The organism is Modestobacter sp. SYSU DS0657, assembly GCF_054050925.1.
Map to the genome: position 1 here is coordinate 82,942 of NZ_JBJHAG010000017.1, position 12,825 is coordinate 95,766.

Genomic DNA, 12,825 nt, shown 5'->3' on the forward strand with positions numbered 1-12,825 from the left:
GAGTCGTGGCGGGCAGCGGGGTCCTTCGTCAGTCCTGGGCGCGGCGCCCGGTGATGTCCGGCGCCATCATGCCCACGATCCGCTGCAGGTCGTCGACCGAGCCGAACTCGACGACGATGCGTCCCTTGGCCCGCCCGATCTGCACCTTGACCTTGGTCTCGAACACGTCCGACAGCCGACCCGCGAGGTCCTCGACACCGGGCGCGCTGATCTTCCGCTGCGACCGCCGGGCGGCCGTGGGGCTCTCGGCGACCGCGAGCGCGACGGCCTCCTCGGTGGCCCGCACCGACATGCCCTCGGCGACGATCCGGGTCGCGAGCGCGTCCTGCGCCTCGGCATCCGGCAGGCCCAGCAGCGCCCGGGCGTGGCCGGCGGAGATGACCCCCGCGGCGACCCGGGTCTGCACCTTCACCGGGAGCTTCATCAGCCGGATGGTGTTGGTGACCTGCGATCGGCTGCGGCCGATCCGGGCCGCCAGCTCCTCGTGCGTGGCGCCGAACTCCTCGAGCAGCTGCTGGTAGGCCGCGGCCTCCTCGAGCGGGTTGAGCTGCACCCGGTGGATGTTCTCCAGCAGGGCGTCGCGGAGCATGGCGTCGTCGGTGGTGTCCCGGACGATCGCCGGCACCGCCTCCAGACCCGCGGCCCGGGCGGCGCGCAGCCGGCGCTCACCCATGATCAGCTCGAACCGACCCTCGCCTGCCTCCCGGACGACGATCGGCTGGAGCAGGCCGAACTCCCGGACGGAGTGCGCGAGCTCCTCCAGCGCCTCGTCGTCGAAGACCTGGCGGGGCTGCTTGGGGTTGGGGACGACATCGCCCACCGGGACCTCGCGCAGCTGGGCACCGGGCACCCCGGCGACCGGCTCCACGGCAGCGGCCGCGTCCCGGGCGGCGGCCCGCTCGGTCAGTGAGGTCGGCGGGGGAGGGCTCGCCTGGTCCGGGGCACCGACGCCCGCCGCCTCCGCCTCGGCTGCCTCCGCGGCGCGAGCCGCGGGCGTCGCCGTGGGCGCCGGGGCGCTGGTGGGGATCAAGGCCGCGAGGCCCCGGCCGAGTCCGCCGCGCTTGGTCACTGGTTCTCCTCGCTGCTGCCCGGCCGCCGGTGCGGCGCGGGGGTGGAACAACCGATGCCGGAACGCCGCAGCGGCGCCCAGGTGAGGCTCGTGGGGCGGACGGTGCTCATGTGGCATGCCGTCCACCCGTGGCGGGGCCGGCGACCGGCTCGCCGAGCACCAGGGCGGCCACCGCGGGCGGCGGCGGCGCCGGGCGGACAGCCGGCTGTGCCGCCGTCCGGGGCTGTGCCGGCGGCGGGGCCGGCGGCGACGCCGGAGTGAGCCGAGCGCCCCGCACGGCGAGTTCCCGGGCGGCCTCCACGTAGCTCGTCGAGCCGCGCGACCCCGGGTCGTAGGTGAGCACCGACTGGCCGTACCCCGGCGCCTCGCTCACCCGGACGTTGCGGGGGATGACCGCGGTGAGCACCAGGTCGCCGAAGTGGTTGCGCACCTCGTCGGCCACCTGGTCGGCGAGCTTGGTCCGGCCGTCGTACATGGTGAGCAGGATGGTGCTCACCGAGATGCCCGGGTTGAGGTGCGCCCGCACCAGGTCGATGTTGGACAGCAGCTGCCCGAGCCCTTCCAGGGCGTAGTACTCGCACTGGATGGGGATGAGCACCTCGTCCCCGGCGACCAGTGCGTTGAGGGTCAGCAGACCCAGGGACGGCGGGCAGTCGATCAGGACGTAGTGCGGCCGCTCCTCCGGCGGCAGCCCGTCGAGGTAGCCCTCGATCGAGCGACGCAGGCGGTGCTCGCGGGCGACCACGGAGACCAGTTCGATCTCGGCGCCGGCCAGGTCGATCGTCGCCGGGACGCAGTGCAGGTTCGGGCTGGCCGTCGTCGGGTGGGTCACCTCGGCGAGGGTGGCGTCGCTGACCAGTGCGTCGTAGACCGACGGCGTGCCGACGGTGTGCTCGACACCCAGGGCAGTGCTGGTGTTCCCCTGCGGATCGAGGTCGATCACCAGTGTCCGCAGGCCGTACATGGCCAGTGCGACACCCAGGTTGACCGTCGAGGTGGTCTTCCCGACGCCACCCTTCTGGTTGGCCACGGTGATCACCCGGATCCGGCCGGGCCGGGGGAAGGGGTCCTGGTCGGCCGCGTGCAGCACACGCGTGGCCCGCATCGCCTCGGCGGCGATCGGGCTGTCGAACTCGGCACCGACTGCCTGGTCGGCGGCGAGGCTGGTGCGCAGCCGCTCGCCCGGGTCCGTCATCGGTGCGTCCTCCTCACGGACTGCGTTCCACGTGGAACGACGTGGTCGTGTTCCACGTGGAACGCGTTGAGCTGCTCAGCGGGGCGGGCGCGGGACGCCGGCCCGCGTCATCAGCACCACGGTAGTGGCTGCAGCGCCGAGCCCGACACCGACGGCCCGCGTGGAGATGTCCCGCATCCCCGCCGCCTCCAGTTCCGGGACGAGCGCGGGCACCTCGGCGGCCGCCCGGGCGCCCACCAGGGCGATCAGCTGGGCGCCGGGCCGCAATAGCCCGCGGCACCAGCCGACCAGCCGCGGCAGCGGGGCGACGGCGCGGGCGGTGACCACGTCGACCGGCCCCACGGCGCGGACGACAGCCCGCTCCTCCGCGCGACCGCGGACGACCTGCCACGGGCGGTCGAGAGCGGTGACCACCTCGGCCAGGAACTCCACCCGCCGGGCCATCGGCTCGACCAGCGCGAGCTGGAGGTCCGGTCGGGCCAGGCCCAGCGGCACCCCGGGCAGCCCGGCCCCGCTGCCGACGTCGACCACCCGAGAGCCCTCCGGCACGACCTCGGCCAGCGCGGCACTGTTGAGCACGTGCCGGTCCCAGAGGCGCTCTACCTCCCGGGGCCCGATCAGGCCGCGGGTGACCCCGTCGCCGGCGAGCTTGGCCACGTAGGCCGTGGCCGCACCGAGCGCGGGGCCGAAGACCTGCTCCGCCACCGGTGGCGCCACCGGAACCGCCTGGTCTCGGTTCTCGGGCTCCCCACCGGCCGGGTCGCCCCCGCTCACGCGTCGGGCAGGACCACGACGCGGCGGTTCGGCTCCTCGCCCTCCGACTCGCTCCGCACCCCGGTCGTCGCCGCGACGACGTCGTGCACGACCTTGCGCTCGAAGGGGTTCATCGGGGCGAGCCGCTCGGGCTGCCGGCTCTGCGCCACCCGCTCGGCGGCGGCCGCCGCGAGGCTGGTGAGGTCGGCCCGCCGCTTGGCCCGGAACCCGCCGATGTCGAGCATGAGCCGGCTGCGCACCCCGGTGGACTGGGCCACCGCGAGCCGGGTCAGCTCCTGCAGCGCCTCCAGGGTGGCGCCGTCCGGCCCGATCAGGGTCTTCAGCTGCCCGCCCACGACGGCGACCGAGGCGCGGTCGCCCTCGACGTCGAGGTCGATGTCGCCGTCCACGTCGAGGATGTCGAGCAGGCGCTCCAGGTAGTCACCGGCGACGTCGCCCTCGCGGACCAGCAGGCCGTCGGCGTCCTGGTCCCCGTCGTCGTCGCTCTCGTCATCGTCGCTCTCGTCCTCGTCGCTCTCGTCATCGTCGATCGGGTCGACCGGTTCGACGACGGCGTCCGCGGACGCCGGGTCGGCGTCGGGCAGTGCGGGGTCCCCGCTGCCCCCGACCTGGGGGAGCACTGCGTCCGAGGTGGCCTCGGCCGTCGCGGCGGTGTCGCTGTCGGGTGCAGTCACGTTCGGTCCTCCGGTGTCGTGCAGGCGGCCGGGCGTACCCGGTGGTCGAGGGGACGGGCACCGCGCGGACCGCAGCCCGGGTGCGCCGTCGGCGTCAGCGTCGCTTGCGCTTGCCGCGGTTGGCGGGACCGCTGCCACCACGGTTCCCGCCGGCACCCTGGCGCGGCCGGTTGCCGCCGGCGGGGCGACCGTTGGCGCTGCCGCCGGCCGCCGTGCTGCCGGTGCCGCCATTCGCGGCCGGACTGCCGGGACCGGCACCGTTGCCCGAGGCCGGCGGGGTCTGGGGCGCGGCGCCGTCGCCGTCGGCCGCGGACTCCGGGGCGGCGGTCGCGGGACGGCCGGACTTGGGCCGCACCGGCTTGGCGCCGGGCTTGGGGGCCAGGGCCTTCGGGTCGATCTTCGGCTTGTCGGCGGCGGCCTTGGCCAGCGCTGCCGGCGAACCGGGCGGGGGGAGCTTCTTGAGGATGTAGAACTGCTGCCCCATGGTCCACAGGTTGTTGGTGAACCAGTAGAGGAGCACGCCGACCGGGAAGAAGAAGCCGGTCACGAAGAGGCTGATCGGCATCCCGTAGAGCAGCAGCTTCTGGATCATCGCCGCCTGACCCTCGACGGGCCCGGAGCGCTTCATGATCTGCTTCTGGGTGAAGAAGGTGGTCAGGCACATGACCACGATCAGCGTGAAGGCGACGATCCGGATGCTGGTGTAGGTCACGCCCTCCAGCGCGAGGATCGCCTGCTCCTTCTCCCCCGCCATGTTGAACGAGGAGGAGATCGGCGCGCCGAACAGGTCCGCACGCGCGGCCTGGTCGGTCAGCTGGTCGTCCCAGCTGTAGAGGCCGGGCTTGTCCGGTGCAAGCCGGCGCAGCACGTGGAACAGCGAGATGAAGACCGGGATCTGCGGCAGGATCGGCAGGCAGCTGGCCAGCGGGTTGACCCCGCGCTCCTTCTGCAGCGCCATCATCGCCTGGCTGAAGCCCTGCTTGTCGCTGCCGTACTGCTTGCGCAGCTTCTGGATCTCCGGCTGGATCTCCTGCATCGCCCGCTGGGACTTGACCTGCTTGACGAACAGGCGGAACAGCAGCAGGCGGATCGTGATGACCAGGAAGACGATCGACAGCGCCCAGGTGATACCACCGGCCGGGTCGAGGAAGGTGGAGAACAGTGCGTGCCACTGCTTCATCACCCACGCGATCGCGGTGTACAGCCAGTCAAGCAACGCCAGCCTCCTGCTGCGCAGACCGGCGCGGGGCCGGCGGGGGTGCACTGTCGGGTCGACGCGCCCCGGCGGTTCCCGGAGCCGCCGGCTCCGGGAACCGCTCGGACGGCTGCGCCGCAGTGCACGACGAGTGGGTGGTCTCTGCGGTTCCGCGCCGCTGCGGGTCGGTCCGCTCCGGGACGAAGTCGGCGCCCCCCGGGTGCCAGGAGGCACACCGGCCCAGCCGCCGCAGCGCCAGCCAGGCGCCGCGCGCGGCGCCGTGCACCTCGAGGGCCTCGACCGCGTAGGCGCTGCAGCTGGGGTGGAAACGGCAGCGCGGTGGGAACACCGGGCTGATCGCCCGCTGGTAGAAGCGCACCGCGGCCAGCAGGGCCCGGGTGGGGGAACCGCTCATGACGAGCGGGCCCCGAGCAGCCGGTCCAGCCCCTTGTCCAGGTCGCGGCCGAGCGCGGTGGAGTCGGCCCCGGCCGCCTCCGGGCGGGCGCGGACCACCAGGTCGGCGGTCGCCGGGAGGCGGTCCAGCCGGGCGGCGACCAGGTGCCGCAACTGGCGGGTCACCCGGTGCCGGCAGACGGAGTTGCCCACGGTCTTGCCGACCACGAAACCGGCCCGCGGCCCGGAGTCCGGGGCAGCGTGGCCCCCGACCCGGGCGACGGGCCGTTCGGAGAGGTAGTGCAGCACCAGGGTCGGACGGCCGGCACGCCGGCCGGACCGCACGACCGCGGTGAACTCCGGCCGCCGGCGCAGGCGTGCCTGCGCGGGCAGCACCTCAGGCGGAGAGCTTGTCGCGACCCTTGCGGCGACGGCCGGCGAGGATCGCGCGACCGGCCCGGGTGCGCATCCGCAGCCGGAAGCCGTGGGTCTTGGACCGGCGGCGGTTGTTCGGCTGGAACGTGCGCTTGCTCACGAGGTACTCCCACTGCTGACGACATCGATGCGGCACGGACCCGGACGGGCGCCGCTGCCACGCTGGTGCTGGCACTTGCTGCTGGTGGCGCTGTTCTTGCTGCTGGCGCTGTGCGGGCCCACGATGCGCAGGGCGCCGTCCACAGCTCGGACCAGCATAGCCGAGAGCCCGACGGGTCTGCGGCGCTGGCCCGACCCGTCATGGTGCACCGGTCACCGGGGGACCCGGGGAGGACACGCCGTCGGCGTCCCGGGGTCCGGGGTCGCCGTCGTTGCCCGGCTGTGGACGGGGCTGTTAGCGTCGCCGTCGCTCCGCGTTGGACGACTGGGTCCCGGGTCGACCACCCGGCCCCGCCGGCCAGCCGCTCGCCAGCTCTCCCCGGGTCCCCTCGGCCGGGCGCCGACCAGCGAGGACGCCGCATCCGACCGCCGGCCCCCGCTGGCTGCGGGCCACGCGTCGCCGGGCGTGCACAGACTGTGGACACTCATGTGGAACGCCACCGTCCCACGTCCACACCTGGGGACCGTGCAGGGGGCCGACCGGCCCGCCGGGCACCGACCGACCTGTGGACGACGGGTGCGGAGAGCACGATCTGAGGAACGGGAAGGGACACAGACGATGGCCGACTCCCCGGTCGACCTGGCCACGGTCTGGGACCAGATCCGCGAGCGGCTCTCCAGCAGCCTGTCCCCCCAGCAGAAGGCGATGCTCGAGCTGACCCGCCCGCTGGGCCTGGTCGAGGACACCGCGGTGCTGGCGGCTCCCAACGAGTTCACCCAGACGGTGCTCGAGTCCCGCATGCGCATGCAGCTGGCCGAGGCCCTGTCCGCGGAGTTCGGCCGCGCCATCCGGGTCGCGGTGCAGCTGGAGGACATGCCGGCTCCCAGCACCCCCCGTCGGGGCGCCGACCCCGACGACCGCCGCTGGCCACCGGCCGAGCGGGAGCGCACGGCGGCCGACGGGCCGGTCGCGGAGTGGCCGCCGGCCGAGCGCACCGCCGCGGAGCGCGAGCGCGCCGCGCAGGACCGCGCCGCCGAGGACCGGGCCGACCGCGACCGGGTCGACGACGGTCGCAGCGCCTTCGGGGTCCGCTCCGACGCCGTCCGGGCCGATGGCGACCGGGGTGACACCGGCCGCAGCGGCCCCGGGCAGGCCGGCGTCTGGCTGCCCGAGTCCGGCGACGGACGGGACTGGTCCCGCGGTGCGCCGCGGGAGGACGCCGTCCCCGAGTGGTCGCCCGCCGGTGCGGAGTCGGGCATCGGCGTGGGCGTGCAGGGCCGGCTGGCCCCCTGGGACCGGGACTCCGGTGACGACGCCGAGCAGCTGGCCGGGCGTGGGCCGGCCGACGACCGAGGTGGTGAGCGCCGGCGCGGCGGGGGTGCCGTCCCGCTGTTCGCCGACCGCCGGCCGGCCGGGCTGGACCCGGGGCTGAACCCCAAGTACGTCTTCGACAGCTTCGTCATCGGCAACAGCAACCGGTTCGCCCACGCGGCGGCGGTCGCGGTCGCGGAGGCGCCGGCCCGGGCCTACAACCCGCTGTTCATCTACGGCGACTCCGGGCTGGGCAAGACCCACCTGCTGCACGCCATCGGCCACTACGCCGCCCGGATGTTCCCCAACGTCCGGGTGCGCTACGTGAGCACCGAGGAGTTCACGAACGAGTTCATCAACCTCGTGCACTCCGGCCGGGCCGAGGACTTCCGCCGCCGCTACCGGGACATCGACTTCCTGCTGATCGACGACATCCAGTTCCTGGAGCGCGCCGAGCGGACGCAGGAGGAGTTCTTCCACACCTTCAACACGCTGCACAACGCCAGCAAGCAGATCGTGATCACCTCCGACCGCGCGCCGAAGAAACTGACGACGCTGGAGGACCGGCTGCGCACCCGCTTCGAGTGGGGGCTCATCACCGACGTCCAGGCGCCGGACCTGGAGACCCGCATCGCCATCCTGCGCAAGAAGGCGTGGGGCGAGCGGTTGCAGGCTCCCGACGCGGTGCTGGAGTTCATCGCCAGCAAGGTGCAGACCAACATCCGCGAGCTCGAGGGCGCACTGATCCGGGTCACGGCGTTCGCCAGCCTGAACAAGCAGCCGGTCGACCTGGCGCTGGCCGAGCTGGTGCTCAAGGACCTGATCAGCGACGAGCAGGGCCCGCAGATCACCGCCGCGATCATCATGGCCGCCACGGCGGAGTACTTCAGCGTGACGATGGAGGAGCTGCAGGGCGCCAACCGCAGCCGCACGCTGGTCAACGCCCGGCAGATCGCCATGTACCTGTGTCGGGAGCTCACCGAGCTGTCCCTGCCGAGGATCGGCGCCTCCTTCGGGGGCAAGGACCACACCACGGTCATGCACGCGGTCAAGAAGATCACCGGTCTGATGAGCGAGCGCCGGGCCACGTACACGCAGGTCACCGAGCTGACCGCCCGGATCAAGAGCCGCGCCCGGCAGTAGCCGCAGGACCCGTCAGGCCTCGTCCCCGCACGCTCGGGACGAGGCCTGACGCGTGCGGTCCACCGGCCGGCGGTGCCGTGCTGCGGTGCGCGACCACCGCTCCGTGTCGCCTTGTCCCCAGATCTGTGCACAGGTTGGGGAGATCCGGTCCCCAACGCTGCCCCGCAGGTGGACCGTCCGGTGGGCCGCAGCGGCCGGGGCCGGGGGGCCGCGTCCGGGAACCGCTCGTGGTCGTCGTCCCCGCCCTGTCCACAAGTCGTCAACCGGCGACGGTGGACGACCGGGGCGGGACCGGGGGACTGGGCACGGACTGGGGACGACGCTGCGGGTGGACCGGGGACGCAGGGTGGACCGGGGCCGACGACGGTGCACAACCGTCGAGTTGTCCACGTGTCGACACAGGACGAGGGTCACCGGCCCACAGCGCACCAACAGGCCCACTTCCGTGCTGACGTGCACGAACAGGCCGAGTCCCCAGCATCCACACCCGTGATGACGAGGATGAAGGAGTTATCTCGAGGAGTTCTCGAACCACACTCTGGGTGGGGACGGCCCGGATCGGGGCCGGCCGGCCCGCGCTCCGGGGGCCTCCGGCCGCGACGAGGAGAGCCTCTGGTGGGTCGGAGGCACGGGGGACTGGTCAGACAGGGGGCCGGTCAGGAGAGGATGGGCGCCGCACACCCCGCCGCACGAGCGGGCGGACGACAGCAGGGATGGGTTTCCACATGAAGTTCCGGGTGGCACGTGAGGTGCTCGCCGAGGCCGTCGCCTGGACCGCGCGCAGCCTGCCGCCTCGGCCGTCGGTGCCGGTCCTGGCCGGGATCCTGCTCGAGGTCGAGGGCAACCAGCTGTCGGTCTCCGGCTTCGACTACGAGGTCTCGGCGCGCTCCGAGATCGACGTCCAGTCCACCGAGGGCGGGCGCACGCTGGTCCCGGGTCGCCTGCTGGCCGAGATCACCCGCGCTCTCCCGCCGCACCCGGTCGACGTCGTCGCCGAGGGCGCCCGGCTGTCGATCTCCTGCGGCAACGCCCGGTTCAGCCTGCCGACGCTGCCGGTGGAGGACTACCCGTCGCTGCCCTCCCTGCCGTCCACGGCCGGGGTCGTCGACAGCGACGCCTTCGCCGAGGCCGTCGGTCAGGTGGCGATCGCCGCCGGGCGGGACGACACCCTGCCGATGCTCACCGGCGTCCGGCTGGAGATCGAGGACGACCTGGTCACCCTCGCCGCCACCGACCGATACCGGCTGGCGGTGCGCGAGTTCGCCTGGCGCCCGGAGACCCCCGGTCTCTCCGCCGCCGTGCTGGTGCCCGCACGCACCCTGGCCGACGCCGCCAAGACGCTGACCAGCGGACCCGAGGTGGTCCTGTCCCTGAGCTCGAGCGGGTCCGGGGAGGGCATCCTGGGGCTGTCCGGGAAGGACCGGCAGACCACCACCCGGCTGCTGGACGCGGAGTTCGTGAAGTACCGGGCGATCATGCCGACCGAGTCCGCCTCGTACGCCACGCTGCCGGTCGGGTTGTTCACCGACGCGGCCAAGCGCGTGGCGCTGGTCGCCGACCGGGGCACGCCGCTGCGCTGCGAGTTCACCCCGGGCCAGGTCACCCTCCGGGCCGGCGGCACCGACGACGAGGGCCAGGCCGAGGAGCGCTGCGACGTCGAGTTCGACGGCGACCCGCTGACCATCGGCTTCAACCCGACGTTCCTGCTCGACGGGCTGGCCGCGGTGCACACCGAGCGGGCGCGGATGGACTTCACCACCGCGCTGAAGCCTGCGGTGCTCTCCGGGGTGCCCGAGCCCGCCGCCGAGGACGCCGAGGCGTCCCGGCCCGCCGAGCGGCCGGGCAGCTACCGCTACCTGATCATGCCGGTGCGCCTGCCCGGCTGAGCCGCCCCCGGGCGTGCGGACCCCGGAGGGGGCGAGCACGATGGGGCAGGAAGATCCCGGGCCGGACCCGGGAGCTGGGCCCGCAGCGTCGCGTGCGCCCACCGAGACCACCCGCGGGACCCCGCGGGAGACGAGCGTGGAGGAGGACCGGACGTGCAGCTGGGGCTGGTCGGGCTGGGCAAGATGGGCGGCAACATGGCGGAGCGGGTGCGCCGCGCCGGCATCGAGGTGGTCGGGTACGACCGCAGCCCGGGGAAGCGGGACGTGGACAGCCTCGAGGCGCTGGTGGCCGCGCTCGAGGGGCCGCGCATCGTGTGGGTGATGGTGCCCTCCGGGGAGCCCACCCGGGCCACGGTCCGGGAGCTGGGCGAGCTGCTCAGCCCGGGTGACGTGATCATCGACGGCGGCAACTCGAAGTTCACCGACGACAAGATGCACGCCGAGCACCTGGGCCCGAAGGGCATCGGCTACATCGACGCCGGGGTCTCCGGCGGGGTGTGGGGTCTGGAGAACGGCTACGCGCTGATGGTCGGCGGCAGCGTCGAGGACGTCGCGAAGGCCCAGCCGGTGTTCGACGCTCTCAAGCCGCCGGCGCCGCACGACGAGTCCGGCGACGCCATCCCCGGGGCCGGCTTCGTGCACGCCGGCCCGTGCGGTGCCGGTCACTTCGCCAAGATGGTCCACAACGGCATCGAGTACGCGATGATGCAGGCCTACGGCGAGGGCTACGAGCTGCTGGCCGCCGTCGACCTGATCGAGGACGTCCCCGGCGTCGTCGCCTCGTGGACCCAGGGCACCGTCATCCGCTCCTGGCTGCTGGACCTGCTGGTCCGCGCCCTGCAGGAGGACCCGGCGCTGGAGAAGATCAGCGGCTACGCGGAGGACTCCGGTGAGGGCCGGTGGACCGTCGAGCAGGCGATCGAGCACGCCGTCCCGATGCCGGCCATCTCCGCCTCGCTGTTCGCCCGGTTCGCCTCCCGGCAGGAGGACTCGCCGACCATGAAGGCGGTCGCCGCCCTGCGCAACCAGTTCGGTGGTCACGCGGTCCAGGCCGTGCAGCAGCAGGAGGCCGAGAAGCCCGCGTGAGGAAGGACCTCGTTGCCCCCCACGCCTCGCTGACGCTCGGCGCGGGCCCCTGCAACGAGGCCGTTCCAGCACCTCACGCTCCCCGCGCCGGGCAGCCTCGGCGCGGGGAGCACGGGGGCCGTTCCGCCATCTCACCGAGGATCTGACCGTGTACGTCCGGCACCTGCAGGTCGCCCAGTTCCGCAGCTGGGAGGCGGTCGACCTGCCGCTGACCCCCGGGCCGACGGTCCTGGTCGGGCGCAACGGGCAGGGCAAGACCAACCTGGTCGAGGCGGTCGGCTACCTGGCCACCCTGGGCAGCCACCGGGTCTCCGCCGACGCACCGCTGGTCCGGCACGGCGCCGAGCAGGCGATCGTCCGGGCGGCGCTGCGGCGCCAGGACCGGGAGCTGCTGGTCGAGGTGGAGATCAACCCGGGGCGGGCCAACCGGGTCCGGGTCAACCGGGCGCCGCTGCCCCGCCCGCGGGAGCTGCTCGGGCTGGTCAGGACCGTGCTCTTCGCCCCCGAGGACCTGTCGCTGGTCCGTGGCGACCCGGCCGAGCGCCGCCGTTTCCTCGACGACCTGCTGGTCAGCCGCACCCCGCGGATGGCCGGCGTGCGCAGCGACTACGACCGGGTGCTCAAGCAGCGCAACGCCCTGCTGAAGACCGCCAAGCTCGCGCGGGGCAACTCCCTGGCCACGCTCGACGTCTGGGACGGCCACCTCACCGAGCTCGGTGGTCAGCTGCTGGCCGCCCGGCTGCGACTGGTCGCCGACCTGGCCCCGCACGTGGCCGCCGCCTACGCCGGCGTCGCCGGGCCCGCGGCCGACCGGGCGGCACTCGGCTACAGCAGCACGGTGCCGCTGGCCGGGGACGGCGCCCCGGTCGACCCGGAGCGGGCGCTGCCCGCGGCCGAGGAGCTCGCGGCCGCGCTGCGCGACCGGGTGGCCGAGCGGCGCCAGGAGGAGGTCGACCGCGGTGTCACCCTGGTCGGCCCGCACCGCGACGACCTGGTGCTGCACCTCGGGCCGGCCCCGGCCAAGGGCTATGCCAGCCACGGGGAGTCGTGGTCGTTCGCGCTCGCGGTGAAGCTGGCCTGCTTCGCCCTGCTGCGCGACGACGGCGACGACCCGGTGCTGGTGCTCGACGACGTCTTCGCCGAGCTGGACACCGACCGCCGGTCCGCGCTGGCCGAGGTTGCGGTCACCGCTGAGCAGACCCTCATCACGGCTGCCGTCGCCGAGGACGTGCCCGCGGCGCTGCGCGGCACCCGGGTGGAGATCGCAGACGGGCAGGCCCGGGTCGTCCGGCCGGAGCCGGGACTGCCGCTGGAGGAGGTCACCGGTGCCTGACCAGCCGTCCGCCGACCGCCCGGCGCGCCCCTCGGACATCGCCCGGGCCGCCCTGGACGCCGCCCGGGCGGCGTCGGCGTCCCGTCCCCGGCCGACCCGGCGCCGGGTCGCGGGCCCGCGCCGGTCCGGGGCCGGGCCCCGGCCCGGGGCGGGCCACCCCCAGCCGCGGGGCTCCCTGCGCGACACCCTGGTAAGCCAGCACGACTTGAACGCCCGCACGAACATATACTA

The 12,825-nt window shown here is 74.1% G+C and carries 12 protein-coding genes and 1 pseudogene; 5 read left to right on the forward strand and 8 right to left on the reverse strand.

Annotation, left to right across the window (positions count from 1 at the left end; translation table 11 throughout):
* Positions 1 to 28: 28 nt before the first annotated feature.
* The 8 genes from ACI79A_RS12485 to rpmH form a co-directional block, all read right to left on the reverse strand.
* Positions 29 to 1,069, reverse strand: coding sequence for a ParB/RepB/Spo0J family partition protein (locus tag ACI79A_RS12485; protein WP_457083554.1), 1,041 nt, complete (start codon positions 1,067 to 1,069; stop codon positions 29 to 31).
* A 106-nt stretch (positions 1,070 to 1,175) separates the two neighbouring features.
* Positions 1,176 to 2,264 (reverse strand): ParA family protein, encoded by a 1,089-nt coding sequence (locus tag ACI79A_RS12490; protein WP_457083556.1) that lies wholly within the window; start codon positions 2,262 to 2,264, stop codon positions 1,176 to 1,178.
* 75 nt (positions 2,265 to 2,339) lie between these two features.
* Complete coding sequence (rsmG, locus tag ACI79A_RS12495) at positions 2,340 to 2,981, reverse strand: 16S rRNA (guanine(527)-N(7))-methyltransferase RsmG (RefSeq protein WP_457083558.1); 642 nt, start codon at positions 2,979 to 2,981, stop codon at positions 2,340 to 2,342.
* Positions 2,982 to 3,034: 53 nt separating this feature from the next.
* Positions 3,035 to 3,712 carry a Jag family protein gene (locus ACI79A_RS12500; protein ID WP_457083560.1) on the reverse strand — a complete coding sequence of 226 codons (678 nt, stop codon included), beginning with the start codon at positions 3,710 to 3,712 and terminating at the stop codon, positions 3,035 to 3,037.
* A gap of 94 nt (positions 3,713 to 3,806) precedes the next feature.
* Positions 3,807 to 4,928 carry a membrane protein insertase YidC gene (gene yidC, locus ACI79A_RS12505; protein WP_457083562.1) on the reverse strand — a complete coding sequence of 374 codons (1,122 nt, stop codon included), beginning with the start codon at positions 4,926 to 4,928 and terminating at the stop codon, positions 3,807 to 3,809.
* Positions 4,921 to 5,322, reverse strand: a complete 402-nt coding sequence (gene yidD / locus ACI79A_RS12510) for a membrane protein insertion efficiency factor YidD (RefSeq protein ID WP_457083564.1) — start codon at positions 5,320 to 5,322, stop codon at positions 4,921 to 4,923. Before yidD ends, yidC begins: the two co-directional genes overlap by 8 nt.
* Positions 5,319 to 5,696: a ribonuclease P protein component gene (rnpA, locus tag ACI79A_RS12515; protein ID WP_457083568.1), complete on the reverse strand. Its 378-nt coding sequence runs from the start codon at positions 5,694 to 5,696 to the stop codon at positions 5,319 to 5,321. The genes yidD and rnpA overlap by 4 nt, the downstream gene beginning before the upstream one ends.
* 1 nt (position 5,697) lies before the next feature.
* Positions 5,698 to 5,835 (reverse strand): 50S ribosomal protein L34, encoded by a 138-nt coding sequence (rpmH, locus tag ACI79A_RS12520; RefSeq protein WP_056296149.1) that lies wholly within the window; start codon positions 5,833 to 5,835, stop codon positions 5,698 to 5,700.
* 618 nt (positions 5,836 to 6,453) lie between these two features.
* Here rpmH and dnaA point away from each other — a divergent pair.
* From dnaA to ACI79A_RS12545, 5 genes and pseudogenes are all read left to right on the forward strand, one after another.
* Entirely contained in the window at positions 6,454 to 8,289 is a 1,836-nt protein-coding gene (gene dnaA, locus ACI79A_RS12525) for a chromosomal replication initiator protein DnaA (protein WP_457083570.1), read from the forward strand.
* Positions 8,290 to 9,014: 725 nt separating this feature from the next.
* Positions 9,015 to 10,175: a DNA polymerase III subunit beta gene (gene dnaN, locus ACI79A_RS12530; protein WP_457083572.1), complete on the forward strand. Its 1,161-nt coding sequence runs from the start codon at positions 9,015 to 9,017 to the stop codon at positions 10,173 to 10,175.
* Positions 10,176 to 10,328: 153 nt separating this feature from the next.
* Positions 10,329 to 11,261 (forward strand): phosphogluconate dehydrogenase (NAD(+)-dependent, decarboxylating), encoded by a 933-nt coding sequence (gene gnd, locus ACI79A_RS12535; protein WP_457083574.1) that lies wholly within the window; start codon positions 10,329 to 10,331, stop codon positions 11,259 to 11,261.
* 148 nt (positions 11,262 to 11,409) lie between these two features.
* Positions 11,410 to 12,594, forward strand: a complete 1,185-nt coding sequence (gene recF, locus ACI79A_RS12540; RefSeq protein ID WP_457083576.1) for a DNA replication/repair protein RecF — start codon at positions 11,410 to 11,412, stop codon at positions 12,592 to 12,594.
* A pseudogene (locus ACI79A_RS12545) lies at positions 12,587 to 12,825 on the forward strand (hypothetical protein); the annotation flags it as partial. The gene recF and the pseudogene ACI79A_RS12545, both read left to right, overlap by 8 nt.

What these genes read in the sequence shown, in the direction of transcription:
- dnaN (WP_457083572.1), top strand. Translation starts at nt 9,015, where the DNA reads ATGAAGTTCCGGGTGGCACGTGAGGTGCTCGCCGAGGCCGTCGCCTGG.
- dnaA (WP_457083570.1), top strand. Translation starts at nt 6,454, where the DNA reads ATGGCCGACTCCCCGGTCGACCTGGCCACGGTCTGGGACCAGATCCGC.
- yidD (WP_457083564.1), bottom strand. Translation starts at nt 5,322, where the DNA reads ATGAGCGGTTCCCCCACCCGGGCCCTGCTGGCCGCGGTGCGCTTCTAC.
- ACI79A_RS12490 (WP_457083556.1), bottom strand. Translation starts at nt 2,264, where the DNA reads ATGACGGACCCGGGCGAGCGGCTGCGCACCAGCCTCGCCGCCGACCAG.